A 25,083-nucleotide genomic window follows, 5' to 3' on the forward strand; every position below is an offset into this window, starting at 1 on the left:
TTCTGGTTTATCCTTCACTTTCAGATTTCTATCCAATTATTTGAGGGCTTTCCCCTTAATTTGCGGGGCTTTCCTCCACTTTGAGCATTCTATCCGCTACTTTTTCTGGTTTATCCTCCACTTTCAGATTTCTATCCAATTATTTGAGAGCTATCCCTCTAATTTGCGGGGCTTTCCTCCACTTTAAGCATTCTATCCGCTACTTTTTCTGGTCTATCCTTCACTTTCAGATTTCTATCCAATTATTTGAGGGCTATCCCTCTAATTTGCGGGGCTTTCCTTCACTTTGAGCATTCTATCCGCTACTTTTTCTGGTTTATCCTTCACTTTCAGATTTCTATCCAATTATTTGAGGGCTATCCCCCTAATTTGCGGGGCTTTCCTTCACTTTGAGCATTCTATCCGCTACTTTTTCTGGTTTATCCTTCACTTTCAGATTTCTATCCAATTATTTGAGGGCTATCCCCCTAATTTGCGGGGCTTTCCTTCACTTTGAGCATTCTATCCGCTACTTTTTCTGGTTTATCCTTCACTTTCAGATTTCTATCCAATTATTTGAGGGCTATCCCTCTAATTTGCGGGGCTATCCTTCACTTTGAGCATTCTATCCGCTACTTTTTCTGGTTTATCCTTCACTTTCAGATTTCTATCCAATTATTTGAGGGCTATCCCTCTAATTTGCGGGGCTTTCCTTCACTTTAAGCATTCTATCCGCTACTTTTTCTGGTTTATCCTTCACTTTCAGATTTCTATCCAATTATTTGAGGGCTATCCCTCTAATTTGCGGGGCTATCCTTCACTTTGAGCATTCTATCCGCTACTTTTTCTGGTTTATCCTTCACTTTCAGATTTCTATCCAATTATTTGAGGGCTATCCCTCTAATTTGCGGGGCTATCCTTCACTTTGAGCATTCTATCCGCTACTTTTTCTGGTTTATCCTTCACTTTCAGATTTCTATCCAATTATTTGAGGGCTATCCCTCTAATTTGCGGGGCTATCCTTCACTTTGAGCATTCTATCCGCTACTTTTTCTGGTTTATCCTTCACTTTCAGATTTCTATCCAATTATTTGAGGGCTATCCCTCTAATTTGCGGGGCTATCCTTCACTTTGAGCATTCTATCCGCTACTTTTTCTGGTTTATCCTTCACTTTCAGATTTCTATCCAATTATTTGAGGGCTATCCCTCTAATTTGCGGGGCTATCCTCCACTTTGAACATTTTATCCGCTACTTTTTCTGGTTTATCCTTCACTTTCAGATTTCTATCCAATTATTTGAGAGCTATCCCCCTAATTTGCAGGGCTATCCTCCACTTTGAGCATTCTATCCGCTACTTTTTCTGGTTTATCCCTCACTTTTAGATTTCTATTCAATTATTTGAGGGCTATCCCCTTAATTTGCGGGCTTTCCTCCACTTTGAGCATTCTATCCGCTACTTTTTCTGGTTTATCCTTCACTTTCAGATTTCTATCCAATTATTTGAGAGCTATCCCTCTAATTTGCGGGGCTTTCCTTCACTTTAAGCATTCTATCCGCTACTTTTTCTGGTTTATCCTTCACTTTCAGATTTCTATCCAATTATTTGAGGGCTATCCCTCTAATTTGCTAGGCTATCCTCCACTTTGAACATTTTATCCGCTACTTTTTCTGGTTTATCCTTCACTTTCAGATTTCTATCCAATTATTTGAGAGCTATCCCTCTAATTTGCGGGGCTTTCCTTCACTTTAAGCATTCTATCCGCTACTTTTTCTGGTTTATCCTTCACTTTCAGATTTCTATCCAATTATTTGAGGGCTATCCCTCTAATTTGCGGGGCTATCCTTCACTTTGAGCATTCTATCCGCTACTTTTTCAATTTTATCCTCCACTTTCGGATTTCTATCCTTCTAATCTCCAGTGTCTCATAACCACAAAAAAACCTAGCACTATTTAAATAGTGCTAGGTATTCGCCATAGCCTTCTTTTTCTAAATCCTCTTTTGCGATAAATCGAAGCGCTGCTGAGTTGATGCAGTAGCGTAAGCCGCCTTGCTCACTTGGGCCGTCTGGGAAGACATGTCCTAGATGCGAATCCGCTTCTTTACTGCGTACTTCCACACGACGCATACCGTGAGATGTATCGAAATGCTCGGTCACCTGTTCTTTTTCAATCGGCTTTGTGAAGGCTGGCCAGCCACAACCAGAGTTGTATTTATCGAGTGAGCTAAATAAAGGCTTGCCAGAAACAATATCTACGTAGATGCCTTCTGCAAAATGGTCATCGTACTCATTACGGAATGGTGGCTCTGTGCCATTTTCCTGTGTCACATAGTATTGCATCTCTGTTAATTCTTTTAAACGTTGTTCTTTATTCATGTTTGTTCCCCCAGTGTTGCTCCTGAAACGCTCGACGACCTGATCCAATCGAATAGCGCTCATAGTGCATTGGATTTTTCTTATAATACTGCTGATGATAATCCTCAGCCGGATAAAACGTAGTGGCTGGTAAGATTTTTACCATAATTGGTTTATCAAACTTGCCAGATGCTTGTAAATCCGCCTTTGAACGTTCAGCAAGCTCACGCTGTTCTTCGTCATGATAAAAAATGGCCGTTGTGTAGGATTCTCCACGGTCATAAAATTGTCCCCCTGCATCTGTTGGGTCAATCAATGTCCAATAAATCGCAAGTAGCTGCTCGTAGCTATATAATTCATCATCAAATGTAATTTGTACAGCTTCTACATGCCCTGTTGTTTCCGAGCAAACCTGTTCATAGGTAGGATTCACAACATGTCCACCTGTATAGCCTGAAATCACAGAATCAATGCCTGGTGTTTCGTCAAAGGGCTTGACCATACACCAAAAACAGCCTCCCGCAAATGTTGCATATTGCTTTGCCATTCATTTCACTCCTTATTCACCAGGAACAATAATTTCCAATAAAATTTTATCCTTTGGTAAGTCCAACTCTTTAGCACGTACACGTGATCCAGAAGCAATGTTAATGCGCGATAAATCAATATAAATTTCAGCTTTATTCGGATTCACGGTAATCCATGAGGGAAATTCCACCGAATCGCGCATGATTTTCATCGTCGTCTCCGGTGGAATGTTTAATAAACCTACATTCATGCCCGTCTGTTTTAAAATAATATTCCCCTTGTCATCCACAATGGGGTCAAAATTCATGGAAATGGGGATTTCCGTATAAAATACCGTGAGTGTGCTACGTAATTGAATATCATCCCCAATTGTAAAATCAAGTGGTAAAGGTGAACCTTTCGCTGCATCCTTTAAGTATTTTTTTGATATCGATTCTAATTCCTTTGTTGTGGTTTGTACCACGAGTACATTTCCTTTGCTTTCACTTTCACCTGCTGAACTCTTCGCAACATGGCCGCCATCCACTGGTCTAGTTGCTAAAAAAACGACGAGGAGGATTGCAAAAAGCACTGTGCCTGCTAAGGCGAAAAACGCGACTTTCCATTTATTCATTTTGTCACTCCTCGAAGCCTATTGCCTTGTTAATCTTTTTTTCCATACCACACTGCTCCATTGCTGCAAGTATACGCTCTGTCATTTTTTCATACCCCTTTGCATTTGGGTGGAAAAAGTCTGTATGATAGACGAGCTCTTCATTAGAATCAAATAAATCTTCTACTGATACGTAACAAGCATTGGAATCCTTGCTGGCTACATCCTCAATCACATTATTCCATTCTGTGATAATGGTATCAAATTCATTCGCCTCATTGGTCACAATTGAAAATGGATTATAAAAACCAATGAGTAATAAGGGCACTGTCGGATTTTTTGCGCGAATGCCTTCTACGATTTTGCTGTAACGTTCTTTATAAGCCAGCAGTTCCTTATCAAAAGCGTCACGCTTTAAGTTAAATAAATCCTGCCTGACGACCTTCATGACATCATTGCCACCCATTGTTAAGGAAATTAACTGTGCTTCCTGCAGCTCTTCATCATAATGCCCTTTTTTCACTAATTTTAGTAGCTGATCGCTGCGTCTACCACGTTTGCCCCGATTATCGACCTCTACATCCGATATCGAAGGCCATGCGAGCAATGAATCTGCTAATCTTCCAACATAACCGTCTTGACTATACTCATCACCGACACCATCTGTCAACGAATCTCCCAGTGCCAAGTAATGTAGTTGCTTTGCTTGTTCTTCATCAATTTGCGATAAATCCTCTGCTGATGGCTCAAAAAAATGTTCAAAAATTTGCGTCAACATATTCTTAGATGCTTTTTCCTCATCTTCTGTTTGTTGCTCATCCTGCGGCATATCTTGCTCCGTTCCTGCTTGCTCACCTTCTGGCTCTGCTTGCGGATTCGGTTCATCGATTGATATTGCACAACCACTTAGTACTAAGACGGTCAAACATGACAACATAAATCGCCAAATGTCCATTTGACCACCTTCCATCCCTTTCTATTACTTCTATTATAGAATAGTTCATGCTTCAATGAAAAGTGACTTACCCTTAGTTCTCCATAATTTTGTGCTCTTGCCAAATTTCTTCACAAATTTTTGATGAATGTATGGTTTTATGCAGAAGTGATGATAATTAGAGGATTTCTGATTATTTTTGGTGGTAAAGCATCACTATTTGATTGAAGCTATTCTTACTTGCTGACAAAACGCTCACTATTTATTTGAAGCCGCTCATACTTAATGGTTAACCGCTCTTCTTTGGATTAAACTCGCTCAATTCATGTGAGAAAGCGATCACACTCTGATTGAAGCCGCTCATACTTTGTGGGAAAACGCTCACAATTTGATTGGAGCCGCTCTTGCTTGGCGGCAAAGTAGTCACCATATAATCGAAGTCGCTCTTTCTTAGGAGCAAATTGATCGTTGTTTGATTAAAACGCTCATTCATGTCTTCAAAGTGTTACAGTATAAAAAAGCCACTACAATTACTTATGTAGTAGCTCCTTCCTGTTATTCTGCAAAATAAATAAAACCGATTGCTCCTGGACCTGTGTGTGTCGAGATGATTGGAGATGTAAAGGCAATTTCAACATCGTTAAAGCCAGTTTCTTCGATTAACGCTTTTAATGGATTGCCCATCGTTACTAGGCCATCTGCATGGGAAATGCCGACTGCCTTAACTGTTTTTCCAGCTGTATCTGCTTGGAATTGTTTAAATAAAAAATTAACTACTTGTTTATGACTACGTACCTTTGACACTGGGTTGTATACGCCACCTTCAAGGTTGGCAATCACTTTGATGTTTAGAAGGGAACCGATAAAGCCTGTTCCTTTACCGATTCGACCGCCTTTAATTAAGTTTTCGAGCGTGTCTACAATCACATATAAATGCGTATTGTCTCGTACCTTTTCCAAACGTGCTACGATGTCCTCTACTGTTGCCCCTTCATCACGCATGCGGATTGCCTCACGTAGTTGGATAGCCAAGCCAATCGCGATAAACCGAGAGTCAATGACTGTCACATCGGCATCTGTCATTTGTGCCGCTTGGCGTGCTGATTCTACTGTTCCACTCATACCGCCTGTCATGTGGATGGAGATAATTTGATCGCCATCTTTACCGAGCTCATCATATAATTCCTTAAATTTCCCTGGAGCTGGTTGCGAACTTTTCGGTAAATTTTTCGCATTTTTCATTAAGCCTAAAAATGACTGTGGCTCCAAGTCCACACCATCCGTATATGTTTGACCATCAATTTGAATCGTTAAAGGCACGATATGTATGCCATGTTGTGCTACTTCTTCTTTTGTTAAATCACAAGTTGAGTCCGTTACTATATGAATTCGTCTCACTTCGACACATCCTTTTACTTCATTAAAATTTATTATATAGACTAATGAATCATTATGTAAACATGACATTTGTCATTAGGCAAAACCTTGTCCTAGCTTGCATGTAAACGCTACCTTGGATACTATAGCGTTTTCGCCTACCTCTTGTCTATCAATGCCCCTCAAAGAATATGACAGGCTTATGACATTTTTGATATGAACTATATGACAAATGTAAATGTTCATCTCTAAATTATTGGGGTATAGTAAATGTATGAACGAAAGGAGTGTTTCAAATGGTTGATTCATTTGACTATAAATCATGGAGGGAAGAGCTGTGGAATGCCATTACACATGGTATTGGTTTCATCGCAAGTATTCCAGCACTGGTTGTTCTACTGTTAGCAGCCGTCCAAACAGGAAATGCACTACATATTACAACTTTCAGCATTTTCGGTGCGTCTGTCATCATTCTGTTTTTAATGTCTACATTACTGCACAGTATGCCAGAAAAATATAAACACTTTTTCGCTATTTTGGACCATTCGTCCATTTATATTTTAATTGCCGGCACCTATACGCCGTTTTTATTAATTGCCGTTGGTGGTACGCTAGGATTGACGCTATTATGTATTATTTGGTCACTGGCTGTGCTTGGTGTGTTGTTTAAATGTTTCTTTATTAATCGCTTTGAAGTACTTTCATTGATTTTTTATATCGGCATGGGCTGGTTAATTATATTTGCCATTAAGCCCGTTTATCTCTATTTAGGTTTACATGGCTTTGCTTTACTGCTAGCAGGTGGGCTGTTCTATACGATTGGGGCCATCTTTTATGCATGGCGCTCACTGCCCTTTAACCATGCAATCTGGCATCTCTTTGTATTAGCTGGCTGTGCCTCTATGTATGCTTGTGTTTATTTTTATCTATAATAAAAGCAATCGCTCCCTTCACAATGAGCGATTGCTTTTTTCGTTTATTTACGTTCAAAAATTTGATATTGAAATGTATAGCCTTCTGGTGCTGTTTCAGGCGTTTCTGAAGAGACTTGAACAAAATCCTGCTCATAGCTCGGGAAATAAGTATCTCCCTGAAAGGCGTGATTAATTTTTGTGATATACAAGCGATCAGCCATCTCCATCACTAAGCGGAAAATCTGCTCGCCACCAATAATCATCACCTCAGGTACATCTCCAGCTAGCGCTAATGCCTCTTCCAAACTTGTCACAGTTTCAATGCCCTCTGCCTGATAGTTTTCATCACGCGTAATGACAATGTTGCGTCGCCCTGGAAGTGGTCGACCGATGGATTCAAATGTTTTACGTCCCATAACCATAGGCTTGCCCATTGTTTTTTGTTTAAAATACTGCAAATCCCCAGGTAAATGCCAAGGCATCCCATTGTTATAACCGATGACGTGATTGTCATCATGTGCCACAATTAAAGAAATCATACTGTCCCTCCAAATACTTTCGTCCCTTTTATTATAAACATAATGTGCTTATTTCACCTCATTTATAAATAAAAAAGCTTATGCGACAATTAAATCCTAGTAAAATTATATGAATAGTTTATAATAAGGATAACAAACTCACAATAAAGGAATGATGAAGATGACAACTTTAAGAAAAGAAGCTGTTCATTATCTAGAAGCTCAGCGTACTGCTACACCTTATTACAAAGTTACACCGCAGGAAGCGAGAGCCATGCGGACGGTTACGCAATGGCAATCCGTGCACAAACCGAAGCTAGCATCGATTGAGAATTACAACATTACGGTGCGAGATGGAGCGCAAATTACAGTACGGCTTTATACGCCCGTCCTCGGCAAAACTTTACCTGTTATTGTTTATTACCATGGTGGAGGCTGGGTTTATGGCAATTTAGAATCTGTCGATGCAGGCTGTCAGCTATTAGCAGATCAGGCACAGGCAATTGTGGTATCAGTGGATTACCGCTTAGCACCTGAATATCCCTTCCCAACGCCCTTATATGATGCCTACGATAGCCTAGTGTGGGTACATGACCATATTGAAGCCTTGGGTGGAGATGCAAGTCGATTGTCGGTTGCTGGGGATAGTGCAGGTGGAAATTTGGCTACAGTCGTTGCGCACTTAGCTACTATACTGGAGGGTCCAACGCTACAAGCTCAAGCACTGATCTATCCCGTTACAAATGTTGATTTTTCAACAGTATCTTATCTAGCATATGGTGAAAATTATGGCTTAGATACACAAGCCATGCAGTGGTTCTTTCATCATTATACAGAGGAAGCAAACTTCACCAATCCGCTTGTATCCCCCCTTCAGCTAGAGGATGTCCGTAAAATGCCAAAAACACTCATTTTAGCAGCAGAGGCAGATGTTCTCTTTGATGAGGGACTAAGTTATGCACAAAAGTTATCGGCTACAGGTGTGACAGTCGAACATATCACAATGCCAGGATTAATCCATAGCTATTTCAGTAAAATGAATTATTTTGAAGACGCAACGATTGAAACCGTGACAAAAATTGCGCAATTCCTGAAATAAGTTTGGCTATCCCGCTCAAACAGTGCGATAATAGAGCAAAACGTTTTTAAAGGATGACACTATGACACAAACAATGGCACTACAAATACAACAGCCCTTTTCTGATCAATTAAAAAAAGGCTACCCACTTATTTCAAAGGATGCAGTTGATGCACGACATTTACCTGCTGAGCAAGGAACGCTCCTAAAGCTCTTGGATCACCATAATCGTTTTATCGGAACAGGTTACTACGGAATCCAAAATAAAGGGATTGGCTGGGTGCTAACGACCGATGCGAATGAAACCATCGATCAAACTTTTTTTACGAAGAAATTCAAAAAGGCCATCGACAATCGTGCTGCATTCTTCAGCGATGAAAACACAACAGCCTTTCGTGTGTTTAACGGTGAGGGAGATGGCATCGGCGGTCTCACAATTGACTTTTTTAACGGCTATTACATGGTGAGCTGGTATAGTGAGGGCATTTACTCATTTAAAGAAGTCGTTTATGAGGCGCTTGCTGAGACAGTGAACTACCAAGTGATTTATGAGAAAAAACGTTTTGATAGCAAAGGACAGTATATCGAGCAGGATGATTTTGTGATGGGCACACCAGGTGAATTTCCTATCATGGTAAAAGAAAATGGCATGACCTTTGCGGTGCATTTAAACGATGGTGCCATGACAGGCATTTTCCTCGATCAACGTGAGGTGCGATTGGCTATTCGTGAGCGTTATGCAAACAATACTGACATGCTAAATACGTTCTCCTATACAGGAGCATTTTCTGTGGCAGCTGCTCTAGGAGGTGCCATCAAAACAACGAGTGTAGATGTAGCCAAGCGCAGTCTAGCCAAAACAATTGAGCAATTTAGTGTCAATCATATTGATTATGAGGCACAGGATATAAAAGTCATGGATGTCTTTCATTATTTTAAATATGCGCAGCGCCATGCTTTACAGTTTGACCTTGTTGTATTAGACCCACCTAGCTTTGCACGTACAAAGCAAATGACCTTTTCAACGGCAAAGGACTACCCAAAATTACTGAAGGATACGATTGCCATTACCGCTAAAAACGGCATTATTGTGGCTTCCACAAATAATGCCAGCTTCGGCATGAAAAAGTTCAAAGGCTTTATCGACCAAGCCTTTAAAGAGACCCGTACACGCTATAAAATCGTCGAGGAATATGGTTTACCAAAGGATTTCCGTGTACCACGTGAATACCCTGAATTTAATTATCTGAAGGTCGTGTTCATCCAGAAAATCGACTAAGCAATGTAGAATCACACCTGTGGTGATTCTTTTTTATGGGGCGGAGAGGCTTCCACCAAATAATGAACATAAGGTAGATAAACCTGAAAAAAGGTTTATTCCTGAGGGCGCACTTAAAAATTGCTTTAGTTGGTACTATTCCTACATTAAATAACGAAAAAAATGCATTTCGAAACCATTTCATTCGATGATTTCAGTAAAGATTTCCGCAAATTTTGATGCTGTCAGGATACACCAAAGAGCTTTTTCAAAAGACGTCCTATATAGTAAAAGTGACCTAAGAAGAAATCCTCTTCTTAGGCCACCCGATTATAGATATTTCACAAACCAATCTCGAATATATTCAAGTCGATTAATTCGCAATGTGGGCTTGCCGCTTCTTGACAGTTCATGATTCGCCTCAGGGAAACGCACGAATTTTGTTTCTTTTTTACGATACTTTAAGGCGATAAACAATTGCTCTGCCTGCTCAATTGGACATCGATAGTCTTTTTCACCATGTAAAATCAATAATGGTGTCTCCACTTTGTCTACATACTTCAGCGGTGAATGATGCCATAGCTTCTCAATATCATCGAGTCCTGCTTGAATTTGCCAGTCTGTAAAGTAATAGCCGATATCACTGACACCAGCAAAGCTAATCCAGTTCGAAATGGAGCGCTGCGTCACAGCTGCTTTAAAGCGATTTGTATGGCCCACAATCCAGTTGGTCATAAAACCACCGTAGCTTCCACCTGTTACACCTAGACGATCTTGATCAATAAAATCATAGTGCTCCAGAGCGTAGTCTATTGCTGCCATTAAGTCCGCATAATCATTACCACCGTAATCGCCACGTACTGCATCCACAAATTTTTGACCATAGCCATGACTACCACGCGGATTAGTATAAAGCACTGCAAAGCCTTGTGCAGCAAGGATTTGGAATTCATTAAAGTAGGTATTGCCATACATTGCATGCGGACCACCATGGATTTCAAGAATGAGAGGATACTTCTTCCCTGCTTCATAGCCAACTGGCTTCATGATCCAGCCATTGACCTGCCAGCCTTCTGCACCTTCAAATTCAATACTTTCTGGGACAGCTAATGTTTTGGTCTTTAGAAATTCTTCATTAATTGACGTCAACTGTTCTTTGTCACCCGTTTTTAGGTTCACATAAAACAGATCGCCTGGATTGGTCGTTGTGCTAATAGCCGCAATAGCCTGATCATTTTGCGGATCAAGCGAGAAGCCATAGACATATTGATCATCATGGATAGCTGGGTAAATTTCGCTATCTACATTTCCGTAATAAATCGCCGCATTGCCGTGATCTGTGACTTGGAAGTAGAAGCTATGGTTATCATTCATCCATTGCACACGTGGTGACGCTACACCTTGCAGGAAATCACCGATGACAAAATCACCAACAGGCGCATCAAATTCACTTGTTACACAGTTTAGTAGTTTTTGCTCCATGTCATAAATCCATAGCTTCGCTTGTGTGGCATTTTCAAATTCACGTTCTCCGCCTACAAAAGAAAGGTAGCGACTATTCGGAGACCAAGCCGTTTGGTAATATGCACCCGAACCTTCTGTTAGCTTGTGACTCTGTTTAGATTCTAAATCCAATAAATAGATATCCACATTAAATGAGAAATCTAAATCCTCCGCCTTATCTGCTAAGTACGTAAGGTATTTGCCATCTGGCGACCAAGTACTCAGATGGAAGTACTCTTTGCCTTCTGTCACTTGCTCTAGCTCTCCTGATTCCACATTGACAATGGCAATATGGGTAAACTGCTCCATATCAATAAATCCACCAGCATCCGATTTGTGTTTCATTTTCTCGATTTCTAGTGGCTTTAGCTCTTTATCCTTTTTCTTCTCATCCTCCGCTTTATCTAGGATGGTTTCATCTTTCCCTAGCACGACTGAAAAAGCAATTTTCTTGCCGCATGGTGACCAGACAGGGGATGTCGCTCCATTTTTACAATGTGTCACCTGTTTTGCCTCTCCACCTGCTTTCGAAAGAACATAAATTTGCGACTTACCTGTTCTCGTTGACAAAAATGCAATTTGACTGCCATCTGGTGACCAAACAGGGGAACTCGTTCTATCTTCACCAAATGTCCATTGCTGTGGTGTTTTGTCCTTCAAGTTTATGTAAAACAAATTCGATATATAGTCGTTTTTCTTCTCGTCCATACGTGTCTCTACATAAACTACCTCTGTCCCATCTGGTGAAAGCTGTGGATCTGCTACTGATTTTAAGTGATAAAGATCTTCTGGTTGAATCCCTTGTTTCGATGTCATGTTCTTGCTCCTTTGTATTGTAATATTCTGTGCCTTACTACAATACTTCGACACCCTAAGTAATATTCCTGCTATTTAATCGAATTTTTTACTAGTTCCCAATATTCTGCGGACTTTGTTCTGCGGTAAAATTTATAGAAGGGTTCATTTGGGCGAGCATGCTCCTTATAAAGGTTTATCAGGTGCAGTAAAACATCTTCAATTTGTGTGACGTCTACCCTCTTAGCGAATAAATTGCCAGCCTGTGCCTTTGCTCCCATCGGTACTGCCCCTAAATAGACATCAAAGCTTTCTTGTTGGTAAACGAGCCCAATATCATCATAGACTGCATTGTAGCAAGCTGATGCACAGCCATTAATATTGACACGGACTCTTGCAGGTACCGTCATCCCCACCATGGCATGATAGAGCTGTTCGGTTATCGGGGCAGCCTCCATTTTCTCACCATCACAAAAATCACAGGCCCTCATGGCAATGATAGGACCTGAGGGCACAACATAAAGACCCGCTTCCTGTAAGGCTTGTACCGCTTCTGACGCATCACTTATTGGAATGGATACGAGAATACTGTAGGAGGCCGAATACTTTATCGCTCCCTTTTCGCCTGCAATTTCGGCTATTTTTTGAAATTGTGCAGGCGTATAATGCTTATTGATAATGCCAGGGCTGACTGCAAGACGTGTGAATTCACCATGACGGTTTAATGTTTCAAAAGTTTGATCTGGTACATTTTTTTGAAATGCGTTCATTTTTATCGCTCCTTATAAAAAAGGAGATAGCAAAACGCTAGCTCGAATGGATTAAAAGTTTTCAGGATAGAAACCCTTTGCTAAAATTTCAATCGCCTCTGCCGCACGAACCCCTTCAGACGCTGCTGAAAGTGGTAGAATAACAAAGCGCTCATTTTTAACAGCTTCCATCTCCTTCAATGCTGGATCATTTTTTAAGAATTGGATCTTTTGTTCTGCTGTTGTTTCACCGTAATCAATTACGACAACTACCTCTGGATTGCGGTCCACTGCATCTTCCTTCGACACAGTTGTCCAGCCTGATTCCACATCACCAAAGATATTTTGTCCACCCGCGATTGTCACTAGCTCATTCATAAAGTTTTGACCCGCTGTAAATACATCCTTTTCACCGCTATCAAACACAAGAATCCGTAATTTTTCGCTATCTTTTGGTAATTTAGCTTGTACTGCCTCTACATCTTTCGTCATCTGCTCAATTAAAGCTTCACCACGATCCTCAATACGGAAAATCTTCGCGATATTACGAATATCGGTAAAAATATCCTCTAATGTTGGCTTTGTCATGTTGGAAGCCGTATGTAAATACGTATGAATGCCTAATTCTTCAAGCTCTTCTGGTGTGCCAACACCCTTTTCCCCGAAGCCACTTTTCCAGCCCGCATATAGGAAATCTGCCTCGGCATCAATGACTTGCTCCTTCGTTGGGTATTGATCGGAAAGGACAGGGACTTTATCGTATGCCTCTTGCAGTGGCTCGTAAATTTTATCATCCAAGTAAGCCGTCCCTACCATAGAATCCTCTAAGCCAAGCGCTAGCATGATTTCTGTTACATGTTGATTTAAGCTAATCGCTTTTGTCGGTGCTTCCTTATATGTTTGTGTTGTGTCATTATTTTCAATGGTTACTTCTGCTGCTGCCTCGGATGGCTCAACCTTTTCACCTTGTGCTGCTGATTCTGTTTTGTCCTTTGCGTTACAAGCCCCTAAAACAGCGACCAAGGCAATGATTATCATCAGCCAGATACTTTTCCATTTCTTCATGTCCTTTTCTCCTTTGTTGTTAAAATATAGAAAGAAATCAGAGACTTCTTTACTACCCAGGTGGTTGGAAGGGCATAAAAAAACCCTCTTGTCGCCAAGAGAGTAGCATAGTGAAATAACGGTATCATTACCTATATCACTATCCCCATCCTCGTGGTTCTTAGTCAAAAAATACATATTGGCAGGTATCCTGGCTTAGGTTCATCATCTATACGCCTTCCCATAGTTTCACTACAGTGGCATGCTGTATAGACTCCCCATTTACAGTTGCGGGACAGCATCGGAATTGCACCGATTTCCCTTTTAAGCAAATGACAAATGCCATTTGCACCAATACGTTCTATAAAGTTCAATACTATTGATAGACTAGCAGAAGAAAATTTATCGCGCAATCAGTAGTATGATGCTAATAGTATAATCATCATTATATTAACACTATTTCGACATAAAGACGAACTATTTTACAAGAAATAAAGGAGCTAGTATTCTGTTACAATAAAAAGATAGCAATCTATAGAAACGAGGATTTCCTATGTACAAAACAATCGGTGTACTTGCGCATGTGGATGCAGGGAAAACGACCTTCTCTGAGCAAGTACTTTTTCATACAAATAGTATTCAAGCCCGTGGTCGAGTCGATCATCAGGATACCTTTCTTGATCATCATGAGCTAGAGCGCAGACGAGGCATTACAATATTTGCTGAGCAGGGGCGCATGAGCATTGGCGACGATACATACACATTGATTGATACGCCAGGGCATGTCGATTTCTCCCCTGAGATGGAGCGTGCCATTCGAGTAATGGATTATGCCATTATTATCATTAGCGCTGTCGAAGGGATACAAGGCCATACAGAAACAGTGTGGCAACTTTTACGTCAATACCATGTTCCTACCTTTTTCTTTATTAATAAGATTGATCGTGAAGGTGCCAATGTGGAGGCTGTCATGAGTCAGCTTCACAAAGATTGCTCTCAGCAAGTATTGTTCGTCGATGAGCCGCTGCGAGCAGATTATGTATCAAATAGCATCATGGAATGGCTGGCGGAGCGCGACGAAGAATTGCTTGATGCCTTTCTGAATGAGTCATTGGAGCATGAACAGTGTCTTGCTCAGTTACAGGAAATGATTAAACATGAATGTGCCTTCCCCTGCTTTGCTGGCTCAGCCTTAAAGGATGAGGGCATTCAGGAATTTCTTGACCAGCTCCCACTGTTAACATGTACCCATTTTGACAAGGATGCACCGTTTGAGGGCGAGGTTTTTAAAATTCGTCATGATGGGCACCAACGTTTAACCTTTATGAAGGCGATCAAGGGCTCGTTGCATGTGCGGGATGAATTTTCATTTGGCGAAATAACAGAAAAAGTGACCGAAATTCGCCTTTATAATGGCAGTCGCTTTGAAACCATTCAACAGGTTGAGGCAGGAGAGATTTTCGCTGTCAAAGGGCTGAGTCAGGCAAATATTGGAGATCGAATCGGTACAACGATGCTATCCCAGCCCTATGAGCTTGTCCCAACCTTACAGGCAAAGGTTCAATATGAGGGCGATCAGCATATCAAGGAAGTGCTACAGATTTTCCGTTTACTCGAAGCAGAAGAGCCGTCCTTGCGTGTGGTCTGGCAGGAAAAATTTCAGGAAATCCATGTGCATATTATGGGTGTCATTCAATTGGAGGTCCTGACAGAGGTATTAATGACGCGTTTTTCAATAGCTGTCTCCTTTGGTGAGCCGCAAATTTTATATATGGAAACCATTGCGACAACCGTAACGGGCTATGGTCATTTCGAGCCCCTCAAGCATTATGCAGAAGTGCATTTATTAATGGAGCCAAATCCACGTGGAACAGGTAATACCTTCAGCAATGCCTGTCATGCAGATCATTTATCCATAGGCAATCAGCGCCTTGTTGAAAAGCACCTGTTTGAGCGTGACCATCATGGGCTACTGACAGGCTTCCCTGTAACAGATATTCATTTTACACTTCTAACAGGTCGCGGGCACAACGAGCATACATCAGGGGGAGATTTCCGTGAAGCCAGTTTCCGTGCCCTGCGCCAGGGGCTGGAGCAGGCACAAAATGTACTACTAGAACCCTATTATCGCTTTAAAATGAAGGCTTCAAACGACTATATTGGCCGTATGATGACTGATATTCAGCAAGCAGCAGGCACATTCGATGACCCGATTTTATCTGAAGCGGATGTTATCCTAACAGGTCGTGCGCCTGTTGCCACTTTAATGAGCTACAGTGCAACCTTTGCCGCCTATACAAATGGGAAAGGTGCACTCACACTCCAATTTGATGGCTATGATGTGTGCCATAATACAGAGGAGGTGATTGCACAGATTGGCTATGATAAAAATGCCGACCCTGAGTATAGTTCCTCCAGTATCTTTTGTGCAAAGGGCAAAGGATATACGGTTCCGTGGCAAGAAGCACAGGCAGCCATGCACTGCCTGTAAAATGGGGTGATTTTGTTCGCGTGAAGGCTTTGCTTGCTTCCGCGAGTATTCGTCGCTCGAGCGCGGGTATTTCACTTGCTTCCGCGGGTATTCATCGCTCTAGCGCGGGTATTTCACTTACTTCCGCGGGTATTCGTCGCTCTAGCGCGGGTATTTCTTGCTTGGGCGTAAATATATCTCTACCCTGCAATAAAATGATTACAAGCCCTCCAGAAATGGAGGGCTTGTTTTTTATAGTGCACCGACTGCTTTCTTTGTTGGTTTGTCCATCAAATAAGCGGGTTCCACTACCACGTAGTCATGCTTGTTCGTAAAATCAATCAGTACCTTACCTGGTCGACTTTTTAATAGTTGGAGATGGTCAATTAATTGCAGCAAAAGCTCGTGACCGTTGCCACGTGGATGCCAGTTGAAATGATAATCATTTAACGCTTGCACTGCTTCAATAAATTGGGCATATTCCTGCTGCACAAATGCGATGAGTTTATCATGGTGAGGTGCTAAATCTTGTAAATATGTTTCATAAAAGCGCATGACAATCGAGCATAATAAGTCATTGACACGCGCAGCACTTAAAACAGGCTTTGGCTCCAATGATAGACGGTCAAGTTTGGGCTTTGCGCGTGTAGAATCAATGCGCGTAATTAAGTGATACGCTTCTCCGTTGACCTCATAAACAATCGGATTGGTCGGCATGTACATCATAAAACTATTGGTCTTTGTTTTGAGTTCATCTGCTATGGCTGCTTTCGCTAAAAGATGACCGTCCACATCCCCATTTTGTATCCAAATAATTTCTTTATTATATAAGATTTGCTCAAAGAAGCGATCGTTGCGTATCAGCTTCGTTGCTAATAATTGATCGATTAGCGATTCGACCACCATTCTTGTTTTTGCTTTCTTGGCAACTTCTGTGCGTGGTTGCTTACAAATGTTCAGATCTTCATAAGGCGTTTCCAGCGTTGTCGTTCCATGAATATTTGTCATACGTGCATCCCCTTTGCGTACATATTTTCAAAACAAAAAGGACTCCCTACTTTTGAGGAAATCCTTCATTTTATCTTCTTTCATCACACAATGCCAAACAAACCCTAAGTATGTGTGAACGAGTTCGATTGTGAACCCTTTCATTTACTATGGGCGTTTGACGTACTGTGACGAACAGAGCATTCTGTTTTGTCAACATGCCACCTCCTATTCCTCGTAGGTTTATGGTGTGTACTCGTAACAGGCAGGTATCCTGACTCATGGTCATCGCTTCTTTTCTCCTTCCCGTCCAAAGACAGTGGATACTGAAAAGTCGCTCACATTTACAGTTGCGGGACAGTGTCGGATTCTCACCGACTTCCCTTTTAAGCAAATTGCACGCAATTTACACCTATTACTACACGCTATTCAATTGTCATAGGAATGGAGTGTACTCCACATTCCTTTAAACTATTAAAATCAATTGTAAATCCTTGTGAATTAAAAGTCAATTTTCGCAATATTTTACAAACTATCATTTACCTATGAAACCTCTACCCGCAACCCTTTTAAATCGATAACTTTATTGAATAACCGCACCTGTCAATTAAGATAAAGGTTCTACTGTTATATAAGTATTGCTATAAAGAGGCATCGTAATGTTTTTTACATTCCACAATTTTTTAAATTCATTAATAGCCACTTTTCGATTATAGCTATAGTTAGCATCATTACAATTCACCAGTTGCCTTAATGACTCTGAAAGGTAGACATACTGCTCGTCATATCCAACAACAGGGACAAAATGCAAATTAGGATAATCCTTATGTACTTTAATGAAAACAATTACGGGCGTCCCTTTACTAACCTCATACTTTAATGTATTTATTGTTCCTTTATAATAGCTTGTTTTCAATCCCTTTTTCCTTAGCACAGTCCGGATTCCCTTTGGATACACATTACCTGAACTCATCTTACTAGGGAAATTTGAATATAACGATTCTCCATCGGCCTCTATTCCAAAATGTCGCAACACATACGCTGTTGAAAATCCTGCACATTCCCTGTTGTTTTGTATATCGATCCTATTATTTCGTTTAATTTGATACTTAGCCGGATACTCTCTTTTTCGAAAATTTGGTATAGGGAATGTCATTAAATATCCATTAATGATTGTTGATATAACTATCCATAAAATAGCGGTTTTAACGATAAACATATTATCCCCCCATGCTTTTGTCCAATTACAACAATATTCAAAATCCTTTTACTTGCATCGTTCGCACAAGAAGCTCCTGCTCTTATTAAACAAACGGACCTGTTAAAGAGATCTTCATTCTTTATTATTGTAATCAGTATTATCTAAAGTACCTACGATCTTCGCATTAGAGTTAATTAACTCTTCTTGAAGTTCCTCTTGATTTTTTGTCATAAAGTAAGCATCGTACCTAAAGCCATATCGTTCCCTATTCAGCATTACATTTTGTCTGTTAGATCATTTGCATCCAAATAGTACAGCCTTAACGTTCATAAAAATGTTTTCACTATGTCTGAATTTTGAAAAATGTAGTGTGACTCCAATTAAAGGTTCTTCCTATTGCTTTCTCCTCTAAACTACTCTTTCTTTCGCTAATATCCTCCATCTGTTTAACCTCCTATCAAAGCAATTATCTTCGCCAACTCCAATGGTTTATTTTACCATAATAACTAAAAACCATCCATTATTCAGGAAAACTCCTGAGTAATTGTTACAGGATATTCTTGGCAGCCTAGTTTCTCTCATAAAAATAACTACTCAAAATCCTTCCACGTATAATCTAACGATAGGATACCTATAGGCTTTGCTATTGTCGAAGTATCCATCGTTTTAGTTGCGACTGCTGGTTTTCGAAAACAAACTAGCTCCTTATAATAGCCAAACATCCTACAAATTTCTGGTCGTACGGCATGGATGCCACATCGATCCTTTTGTAAATCGTAAAAAATACAAGTGCCCATAAAACGTTGTTGATTTTTAAGCTCTAAACGCATTTTAGTTGGCATTGATTTGAGCTTCTTTTTAATGTTCCTTAATTCCTTCTCTGTGATTGGAACTGGACCACAGCATAACCCCTTACACCCTTCACATGGTAAATTCCCCATCTTTATTCTCCTTTTATTACACAACAAAAAAAGCCTCGCATACATGCGGGCTTTAGAAGATGTGTTTTGTAAATGTTACTATTATTATAGCATACATTACGTCCCCAATACATACTGCGCTAAGACACTTTGCACCTTATAAATATTTGTCGCCTTATTGAAGTTTTTTTGAATCGGTAATGGACTACCAGACACCCATATTTTGAGCTCTGCATCTAAATCAAATGTCCCAGCTGTCTCTACTGAAAAATGAACGATATTTTTATAGGGAATGGAATGATACTCCGTTTTCTTGCCAGTCACTCCTTGCTTATCAATGAGGATCAATCGCTTATTGGTAAAAATAAACGTATCTCTAATAATTTTATAGGCATTCTTGACTGTCTCGTTTGGAATTAATAAATCCTTTACTTCCTGCTGTAATTTTTCTAAATTCACCTCACTTGCATTGCCGATCAATCCATCAAATAAGCCCACTATCTGTCCCCTTTCGCTCTCGTTTATTTAATGTATTACAAAGAAGTGAGAGCTACGACAGGAAATGGTGGTATTATTTAACTTATTGAGGGGGTGAGAGGTTGCGAATATTTAAAGTTGCTTTATTGTCGCTATTAGCCGTTGTTTTATTAGGATGTAATGAAAAGACAGATGCATTAGCTAAGGTCAGCATTTCCATTGGCGCTGAATTTGGCAAGATAAACCCTGATTTTATTAAAAAATATCAGGATGAAGAATCACTTACATTATTCCAACAGGCCATTGTAACAGCTGTCAAAAACGAGGGGATTGTCAATATGGCTTCACCTGAATATGATGTACAAATAATAGACAAGGCAGGAAACAACTATGGCTATCATCTTTGGCTAGGGGATAAAGGACAAAACAGTAGTTTGATGCATGTCAAGGATACGCATACGATCTATACCATCTCTGAGGAGTTCACTGAAAAATTAGCTGCGCTCGTTCACCCATAAAAAAACACTTCCATTCAAAGGAAGTGTTTTGCCAAATCAATTATCCATTGCCTGAAACAGCATTTTTGCATAGCTGTCCGTGAAGGTAAAGCCATCATTCTCTTTGTTGCTCTCATCAACAATGGTTCCAGCCTTCATCACATAAATGCGGTCGCATAAATAGGAAACAGCCTTTAAGTCATGGGAGATAAAGAGAATGGCCATAGCCCTTTCTTTATTCAATGTCTTTAATAAATCGACGATCTCTCGTTGAATCAAGCGATCTAGGCTTGAAATAATTTCATCACATACGATTAATTGTGGCTCGACTAAAATGGATCGTAATAAATTGACTCGCTGTTTTTCTCCGCCACTTAGCTCAGAGGGCAAGGCATGTAATAGATCTGTTGGTAACTTGACCTTCTCCAGCATGGTCTGTAAATAGCTGTCCGTTACAGGTTGCTTATGCTGAAGTGGCTCTCTTAATAGGTCCCTTACAGTCCACATGGGATTTAAAGCGGCTGTAGCATTTTGAAAAATGATCTGGCAGTTGTCATAAAAGTTGGGGCGATGATGCTTGGTAATTGGTTGCTGTTGAAAATATACTGCCCCTTTATCAGGAGCTTCTAGCTGCATAATCACCTTGGCCAATGTGCTTTTGCCACTGCCACTTTCTCCTACTAAGCCGACTATTTCACCTTTTCCTACAGTAAGATGAATTTGATTTAATATTGGGCGTCCCTTTCGGTAGCTTTTACAGATATTGTGTACCTGAAGTAACAAAGCCAACACCTCCTCCTAAAAATGATGCGCAACTAGCTGCCTAGTGTATGGATGCTTCGGCTGCTCAAAAATTTCTGTTACTTGCCCTCGCTCCACAATTTCTCCATTTTTCATGACGAGTATAAAATCTGCGATGGAAGCAGCTACATCTAAATCATGGATAATTAAGAGTACGGTTGTTTCTAGCTGGCTATGAAGCCTTTTCAATTGTTGAATAAATTCCTGTTGATGCAGCATATCTAAGGAAGAGGTAGGTTCATCCGCTAACAAAACAGCTGGCTCCAGATAGAGAGCACAGGCAAGCATACAGCGCTGTAGCATCCCTCCTGAAAGCTCGAAGGGATAGCGCTCCAACACATCATCTGGTAAATGTAAGTCTTGTACAATACGCTTCATTTTAGCGAGAAATACTGCCATTGTCTGCCCCATCCGTAAAGCCGTTAATCCATACAATTGCTGTTTCATTTTTTGCGTTGGCGAAAAGCTATTAGCAGCATCCTGAAAAATCGTAAAAAAGTGCCTTTGGCGTAGCGCGGCTTGATCCTGTTTCGCTAACGCCACTAAATTTCTTCCATTAAAAAAGATTGAGCCTTCAACAGTTGCTAGCGCTGGAAGTATGCCAAGGATGGCAGAGAGCGTGGTGCTTTTTCCACTACCGCTTTCTCCAATAATTACGGAAATCTGTCCTTTTGGCACCGTAAACGAGAGATTGTTCAATATGAATTTTTCATTTATTTGTACAGTAACATTTTCCATCTTAAACATGTGTCTGTCCTCCTACCTGCTTAACTCTACTACCAATGGCTTGCACGCATAAAATCGTTACGAAGATGAACACCCCAGGAAAAAGGCCCATCCACCATGCACCGACGAGTAAATCATTTTGTGCTGTATAGAGCATCGTCCCCCATGATGGAATGGATGGTGGAACACCAATACCTAAAAAGCTTAAGGATACTTCCGTGAAAATAGCCCCAGCAAAATTAAATATCGTCACGACAAAAATGGCGGGAAGACTATTGCGCAATAAGTGATGAAAAAGAATTTTCCACAACGGAGTGCGGAACATCTTCGCCATGTGGATAAACTCGATTTCCTTCAAACGGATAAATTCAGAGCGCACGATACGGGCAGTGACAAACCAACCGGTGCACCCCATAATTATTGCCATGCGCCATACACTCCCTTGCATAATCGCTTGAAGAGCAAGCACAATCACTAAAGAGGGAATGGTTAAAAATGCCTCTAGTATACGCATCATCACTGCATCAATAGCTCCACCGAAATAGCCACTTATACCGCCATAGATAATGCCCATTATGCTGGATAGAACAACTGATAACGTAGCGATAAAAAGGGTCACTCTACCACCTATTAGTAGGCGGGAAAGAACATCTCTACCTAGCTGATCTGTACCAAGGAGGTGTGTACCATTAGGAGCTTCATAAATATGATTCATATCCATCGCGTTTGGCTCAAAAGGCACTAGCCATGAGGAAAATAGGGTCAAGCCCACTAGAATACCAAGAATCACTAGCCAAAAGATGGGCATTTTTCGCTCTTTTCTCATACAATTCCCCCTCTTCTTAAGCGGGGATTGAGAAAAATCATAAGGACATCAATCACAAATAAACAGAAAACGACTACTACGCCAATGATTAAAATGGCGCCCATCAGCACAGGAAAGTCCTTTACCATCACTGCTTTCACCAAAAGCTGACCTAAGCCAGACCAGCCAAATAATGTTTCAACCACGATGGACCCTCCAAAAAATGATGGGATGGTCACACCGACATAATTGATATATGGAATAATGGCATTGCGTAAAACCATCTTACGAATGGCTCGTTCAGGTACTCCGTTGGCACGTGCCACCTGTACATAATAACGATGATTCTCTGCCTTCACATTTTCCTGTAAAAAACGTGCGAATACCCCGACATGCGACAGTACAAGAACCGATAAAGGAAGAACCATATGGTATAGTCGGTCCACAAGGCCGCCATCTCCTCGTACATCCTTCATCCCTGATGTAGGAAACCAGCCTAGCTGTACGGAGAACACCATGATAAATAAAATGCCAAGCCAAAATGGAGGGATGGCTGAGCTAGCAATACTTACAAAGGAAAGTCCGCGATCTAATAACGAACCCTCCTTCATGCCTGCCTGGATACCAAGCCATGTTGAGGCAATGGCTACGATGCCTAATGTTAGGACAACGAGCTGTAGTGTATTTGGTAAACGTTCTTGTATAATTGTCGCTACAGGTCTGCCCTCTTTTGCTGAGTAGCCTAAATTTCCTTGCAGCGCTTCCTGGAGCCACACACCATATTGATAGAGTATCGGTTGATCCAGACCAAAAGCTGTTTCAATACGTTCTTTTTCGGCAGTTGATAATGTTTGGGCATTGCCACCATAATACGCTGCGGCTGGATTACCAGGAGCAGCATGCATCATGAAAAAAGAGAGGAAGCTCACGATAATGAGGACAATTGTCCCCATTATCACGCGCTTCCCGATCCATTTAGCGATCATGCCATTTCCACTCCTCGACATTCCAGAGGAAGCCTGCCCCGTGATGACCTAAAATGCGCTCTTTGACACCACTAATCTGCTGATTAATACCATAGACAGCATCCACATAGGCAAAGTATGCGAACGGTGGATCTTGTGCTAGCTCCTCCTGTAATGCCCTATAGATTTCCTTACGTTTTTCAGGATCGACAGCTGTACGCCCCTCTTCTAGTAACGCATCTACCTTCGGATTGCTGTAGCTACCGTAATTGTAGCCAGCACTTGTGAGACTGGATTCACCAGAATGGAAGAGGCTATACGTATGATGATCTGCATCATACGGGCTTCCCCAGCCAACCATAAAGGCTTCTGTGTCTTCAATGACAATATTGCTCCAATCGAGTGCAGCTACTTGCACATCTGCCCCAATTTCTTTATAGCCCTCAGCCACATAGTTAGCCATGTTCACACGCACTGTGTCAGTAATGGGTGCCGTAATAGTAAACGCTAATTTTTGACCATCCTTATAGCGGAAACCATCATCAGCTATTTGCCAGCCCGCTTGGTCAAGTAGCTCGTTTGCCTTATCAAGGTCATACGTATAATGCTCGATGTTGGTGTTCGCAAAGGCATGCTTTTGTAGTGGTGAGTATGCTTCTGTACCGTATCCATGTAAAATGCCTTTGACAATACCTGCACGATCTGTTCCATAGCTAATGGCCTTTCGAACAGCAACGTCCTGCCAAATTGGATACTTCATATTAAAGAGCACACCGCGATAATCTGCTGATTCCACCTCGTATAGCTTTAAATGCTCAACCTTCGATAGCTCCTCCACCTGATTGGGGTCTAGTAACGCTATATCAACCTCACCCGACTTTAGCTGGAGCGCCCTCACATTACTATCGGGGATAAATTTAAAAATTACTTTCTCAATAGAAGCTTTTGTGCCAAAGAAAGATGGATATGCCTTTAGTGTCAGGCTTGTCCCTTTGTCCCATTGCTCAAACATATATGGACCAGCACCGATTGGCTGTTGGTTAAATGTAGCGGTTCTCAGCTCTTGCCCCTCAAAGGCATGCTTTGGTAAAATCGGTACCGTTAATTTGTCCAAAAGTGGTGTAAACGGCTCATCTAATTGGATAGTCATCGTCGTGTCATTGACCTTTTCCATTGACGCAACATGGATAAAATCAGACTTTAAATAAGAACCATTTGCATCATCCAAAATACTGTTAATGGTAAACATAATATCGTCCACCGTTAATGGATGCCCATCATGAAAAGTCACATCATTGTGAATTGAAATGGTATAAGTCATCTGGTCATCAGATATTTTAATACTTTGAGCAATATCGTTAATGGGTATATTATGCTCATCAAAGCGCATCAGACCTCTAAATAAAAAGGCATCTAAATTGGTTTCCTCCAAAAGAGGGTTTAAGCCCGCAAACTCAGACTCTGAGGCAAAGATAAGCTCATTTGCTTGGGCAGATGATGTAGCTATCGGCTGTTTTTCTCCTCCTTGATTGGACGCGCAGCCCACAAGAACTACCGCTAGCACCATCAAAAGCATCAATACGGAAAACTTTTTCAATTTACTATCTC

At 41.0% G+C, this 25,083-nt stretch carries 23 protein-coding genes and 2 riboswitches; of the genes, 5 read left to right on the forward strand and 18 right to left on the reverse strand.

Annotated features, from left to right (window positions below):
• Positions 1-1,928: 1,928 nt before the first annotated feature.
• The 5 genes from msrB to CD31_RS20415 all read right to left on the reverse strand — a co-directional run bounded on the left by msrB (position 1,929) and on the right by CD31_RS20415 (position 5,788).
• On the reverse strand, positions 1,929-2,357 hold the full coding sequence (gene msrB / locus CD31_RS20395; RefSeq protein WP_036080598.1) for a peptide-methionine (R)-S-oxide reductase MsrB: 429 nt from the start codon (positions 2,355-2,357) through the stop codon (positions 1,929-1,931).
• Positions 2,350-2,883 (reverse strand): peptide-methionine (S)-S-oxide reductase MsrA, encoded by a 534-nt coding sequence (msrA, locus tag CD31_RS20400; protein WP_016993318.1) that lies wholly within the window; start codon positions 2,881-2,883, stop codon positions 2,350-2,352. The genes msrB and msrA overlap by 8 nt, the downstream gene beginning before the upstream one ends.
• A gap of 12 nt (positions 2,884-2,895) precedes the next feature.
• Positions 2,896-3,477 carry a YpmS family protein gene (locus CD31_RS20405; RefSeq protein ID WP_036080601.1) on the reverse strand — a complete coding sequence of 194 codons (582 nt, stop codon included), beginning with the start codon at positions 3,475-3,477 and terminating at the stop codon, positions 2,896-2,898.
• Positions 3,478-3,481: 4 nt separating this feature from the next.
• On the reverse strand, positions 3,482-4,411 hold the full coding sequence (locus CD31_RS20410) for a GDSL-type esterase/lipase family protein (protein WP_244904988.1): 930 nt from the start codon (positions 4,409-4,411) through the stop codon (positions 3,482-3,484).
• A gap of 534 nt (positions 4,412-4,945) precedes the next feature.
• Positions 4,946-5,788, reverse strand: a complete 843-nt coding sequence (locus CD31_RS20415; RefSeq protein WP_036080608.1) for a DegV family protein — start codon at positions 5,786-5,788, stop codon at positions 4,946-4,948.
• Between the two features lie 275 nt (positions 5,789-6,063).
• Between CD31_RS20415 and trhA the strand changes: the two genes are divergently transcribed.
• Positions 6,064-6,699: a PAQR family membrane homeostasis protein TrhA gene (trhA, locus tag CD31_RS20420; protein WP_016993322.1), complete on the forward strand. Its 636-nt coding sequence runs from the start codon at positions 6,064-6,066 to the stop codon at positions 6,697-6,699.
• A gap of 44 nt (positions 6,700-6,743) precedes the next feature.
• Here the strand turns inward: trhA and CD31_RS20425 are convergent, their stop codons facing one another.
• Entirely contained in the window at positions 6,744-7,220 is a 477-nt protein-coding gene (locus tag CD31_RS20425) for a dihydrofolate reductase (RefSeq protein ID WP_036080610.1), read from the reverse strand.
• A 160-nt stretch (positions 7,221-7,380) separates the two neighbouring features.
• Here CD31_RS20425 and CD31_RS20430 point away from each other — a divergent pair, with 160 nt between their 5' ends.
• Positions 7,381-8,298 (forward strand): alpha/beta hydrolase, encoded by a 918-nt coding sequence (locus CD31_RS20430; RefSeq protein WP_036080614.1) that lies wholly within the window; start codon positions 7,381-7,383, stop codon positions 8,296-8,298.
• Between the two features lie 61 nt (positions 8,299-8,359).
• Positions 8,360-9,556 carry a class I SAM-dependent rRNA methyltransferase gene (locus CD31_RS20435; RefSeq protein ID WP_036080616.1) on the forward strand — a complete coding sequence of 399 codons (1,197 nt, stop codon included), beginning with the start codon at positions 8,360-8,362 and terminating at the stop codon, positions 9,554-9,556.
• Positions 9,557-9,865: 309 nt separating this feature from the next.
• Here the strand turns inward: CD31_RS20435 and CD31_RS20440 are convergent, their stop codons facing one another.
• The 3 genes from CD31_RS20440 to CD31_RS20450 all read right to left on the reverse strand — a co-directional run bounded on the left by CD31_RS20440 (position 9,866) and on the right by CD31_RS20450 (position 13,647).
• Positions 9,866-11,854, reverse strand: coding sequence for a S9 family peptidase (locus CD31_RS20440; RefSeq protein ID WP_036080618.1), 1,989 nt, complete (start codon positions 11,852-11,854; stop codon positions 9,866-9,868).
• 71 nt (positions 11,855-11,925) lie between these two features.
• The gene (locus tag CD31_RS20445; RefSeq protein ID WP_036080624.1) at positions 11,926-12,603 is read right to left on the reverse strand and encodes a precorrin-3B methylase; all 678 of its coding nucleotides are present in this window, start codon (positions 12,601-12,603) and stop codon (positions 11,926-11,928) included.
• Between the two features lie 51 nt (positions 12,604-12,654).
• Positions 12,655-13,647: an ABC transporter substrate-binding protein gene (locus tag CD31_RS20450; RefSeq protein ID WP_036080627.1), complete on the reverse strand. Its 993-nt coding sequence runs from the start codon at positions 13,645-13,647 to the stop codon at positions 12,655-12,657.
• A gap of 163 nt (positions 13,648-13,810) precedes the next feature.
• Positions 13,811-13,997, reverse strand: a riboswitch (cobalamin riboswitch).
• 182 nt (positions 13,998-14,179) lie between these two features.
• Here CD31_RS20450 and CD31_RS20455 point away from each other — a divergent pair.
• On the forward strand, positions 14,180-16,117 hold the full coding sequence (locus CD31_RS20455; RefSeq protein WP_036080630.1) for an elongation factor G: 1,938 nt from the start codon (positions 14,180-14,182) through the stop codon (positions 16,115-16,117).
• Positions 16,118-16,348: 231 nt separating this feature from the next.
• Here the strand turns inward: CD31_RS20455 and CD31_RS20460 are convergent, their stop codons facing one another.
• The 4 genes from CD31_RS20460 to CD31_RS20475 form a co-directional block, all read right to left on the reverse strand.
• Entirely contained in the window at positions 16,349-17,104 is a 756-nt protein-coding gene (locus tag CD31_RS20460) for a hypothetical protein (RefSeq protein ID WP_036080632.1), read from the reverse strand.
• 226 nt (positions 17,105-17,330) lie between these two features.
• Positions 17,331-17,514: riboswitch (cobalamin riboswitch) on the reverse strand.
• Between the two features lie 176 nt (positions 17,515-17,690).
• The gene (locus CD31_RS20465) at positions 17,691-18,302 is read right to left on the reverse strand and encodes a C39 family peptidase (protein WP_036080635.1); all 612 of its coding nucleotides are present in this window, start codon (positions 18,300-18,302) and stop codon (positions 17,691-17,693) included.
• A gap of 572 nt (positions 18,303-18,874) precedes the next feature.
• On the reverse strand, positions 18,875-19,225 hold the full coding sequence (locus CD31_RS20470) for a YkgJ family cysteine cluster protein (protein WP_036080638.1): 351 nt from the start codon (positions 19,223-19,225) through the stop codon (positions 18,875-18,877).
• A gap of 96 nt (positions 19,226-19,321) precedes the next feature.
• Complete coding sequence (locus tag CD31_RS20475) at positions 19,322-19,702, reverse strand: PH domain-containing protein (RefSeq protein ID WP_036080641.1); 381 nt, start codon at positions 19,700-19,702, stop codon at positions 19,322-19,324.
• A gap of 101 nt (positions 19,703-19,803) precedes the next feature.
• Here CD31_RS20475 and CD31_RS20480 point away from each other — a divergent pair, with 101 nt between their 5' ends.
• Positions 19,804-20,199 (forward strand): YhfM domain-containing protein, encoded by a 396-nt coding sequence (locus CD31_RS20480; protein ID WP_036080644.1) that lies wholly within the window; start codon positions 19,804-19,806, stop codon positions 20,197-20,199.
• Positions 20,200-20,235: 36 nt separating this feature from the next.
• Here CD31_RS20480 and CD31_RS20485 read toward each other — a convergent pair whose 3' ends face one another.
• The 5 genes from CD31_RS20485 to CD31_RS20505 are packed head-to-tail and all read right to left on the reverse strand — an operon-like array spanning position 20,236 to position 25,072.
• Complete coding sequence (locus tag CD31_RS20485; RefSeq protein WP_245188810.1) at positions 20,236-20,967, reverse strand: ABC transporter ATP-binding protein; 732 nt, start codon at positions 20,965-20,967, stop codon at positions 20,236-20,238.
• Positions 20,968-20,976: 9 nt separating this feature from the next.
• A complete protein-coding gene (locus CD31_RS20490; protein WP_081977526.1) occupies positions 20,977-21,726 on the reverse strand; it encodes an ATP-binding cassette domain-containing protein in 750 nt (249 codons plus the stop codon).
• Positions 21,719-22,531: an ABC transporter permease gene (locus CD31_RS20495; RefSeq protein ID WP_036080650.1), complete on the reverse strand. Its 813-nt coding sequence runs from the start codon at positions 22,529-22,531 to the stop codon at positions 21,719-21,721. The genes CD31_RS20490 and CD31_RS20495 overlap by 8 nt, the downstream gene beginning before the upstream one ends.
• Positions 22,528-23,496, reverse strand: a complete 969-nt coding sequence (locus CD31_RS20500) for an ABC transporter permease (protein WP_036080653.1) — start codon at positions 23,494-23,496, stop codon at positions 22,528-22,530. Before CD31_RS20500 ends, CD31_RS20495 begins: the two co-directional genes overlap by 4 nt.
• A complete protein-coding gene (locus CD31_RS20505; RefSeq protein WP_036080656.1) occupies positions 23,486-25,072 on the reverse strand; it encodes an ABC transporter substrate-binding protein in 1,587 nt (528 codons plus the stop codon). Before CD31_RS20505 ends, CD31_RS20500 begins: the two co-directional genes overlap by 11 nt.
• Positions 25,073-25,083: the final 11 nt, after the last annotated feature.

This window comes from Lysinibacillus boronitolerans JCM 21713 = 10a = NBRC 103108 (assembly GCF_000772935.1).
GTDB lineage: Bacteria > Bacillota > Bacilli > Bacillales_A > Planococcaceae > Lysinibacillus > Lysinibacillus boronitolerans.

Bases quoted from the DNA above. Each gene is read 5' to 3' on its own strand.
- CD31_RS20425 (WP_036080610.1), bottom strand. From the start codon at position 7,220: ATGATTTCTTTAATTGTGGCACATGATGACAATCACGTCATCGGTTAT.
- CD31_RS20490 (WP_081977526.1), bottom strand. From the start codon at position 21,726: ATGTTTAAGATGGAAAATGTTACTGTACAAATAAATGAAAAATTCATA.
- trhA (WP_016993322.1), top strand. From the start codon at position 6,064: ATGGTTGATTCATTTGACTATAAATCATGGAGGGAAGAGCTGTGGAAT.
- CD31_RS20405 (WP_036080601.1), bottom strand. From the start codon at position 3,477: ATGAATAAATGGAAAGTCGCGTTTTTCGCCTTAGCAGGCACAGTGCTT.
- msrA (WP_016993318.1), bottom strand. From the start codon at position 2,883: ATGGCAAAGCAATATGCAACATTTGCGGGAGGCTGTTTTTGGTGTATG.
- CD31_RS20410 (WP_244904988.1), bottom strand. From the start codon at position 4,411: ATGGACATTTGGCGATTTATGTTGTCATGTTTGACCGTCTTAGTACTA.
- CD31_RS20430 (WP_036080614.1), top strand. From the start codon at position 7,381: ATGACAACTTTAAGAAAAGAAGCTGTTCATTATCTAGAAGCTCAGCGT.
- CD31_RS20450 (WP_036080627.1), bottom strand. From the start codon at position 13,647: ATGAAGAAATGGAAAAGTATCTGGCTGATGATAATCATTGCCTTGGTC.
- CD31_RS20435 (WP_036080616.1), top strand. From the start codon at position 8,360: ATGACACAAACAATGGCACTACAAATACAACAGCCCTTTTCTGATCAA.
- CD31_RS20500 (WP_036080653.1), bottom strand. From the start codon at position 23,496: ATGATCGCTAAATGGATCGGGAAGCGCGTGATAATGGGGACAATTGTC.
- CD31_RS20445 (WP_036080624.1), bottom strand. From the start codon at position 12,603: ATGAACGCATTTCAAAAAAATGTACCAGATCAAACTTTTGAAACATTA.
- CD31_RS20470 (WP_036080638.1), bottom strand. From the start codon at position 19,225: ATGGGGAATTTACCATGTGAAGGGTGTAAGGGGTTATGCTGTGGTCCA.
- CD31_RS20455 (WP_036080630.1), top strand. From the start codon at position 14,180: ATGTACAAAACAATCGGTGTACTTGCGCATGTGGATGCAGGGAAAACG.
- CD31_RS20440 (WP_036080618.1), bottom strand. From the start codon at position 11,854: ATGACATCGAAACAAGGGATTCAACCAGAAGATCTTTATCACTTAAAA.
- CD31_RS20495 (WP_036080650.1), bottom strand. From the start codon at position 22,531: ATGAGAAAAGAGCGAAAAATGCCCATCTTTTGGCTAGTGATTCTTGGT.
- CD31_RS20465 (WP_036080635.1), bottom strand. From the start codon at position 18,302: ATGTTTATCGTTAAAACCGCTATTTTATGGATAGTTATATCAACAATC.
- msrB (WP_036080598.1), bottom strand. From the start codon at position 2,357: ATGAATAAAGAACAACGTTTAAAAGAATTAACAGAGATGCAATACTAT.
- CD31_RS20460 (WP_036080632.1), bottom strand. From the start codon at position 17,104: ATGACAAATATTCATGGAACGACAACGCTGGAAACGCCTTATGAAGAT.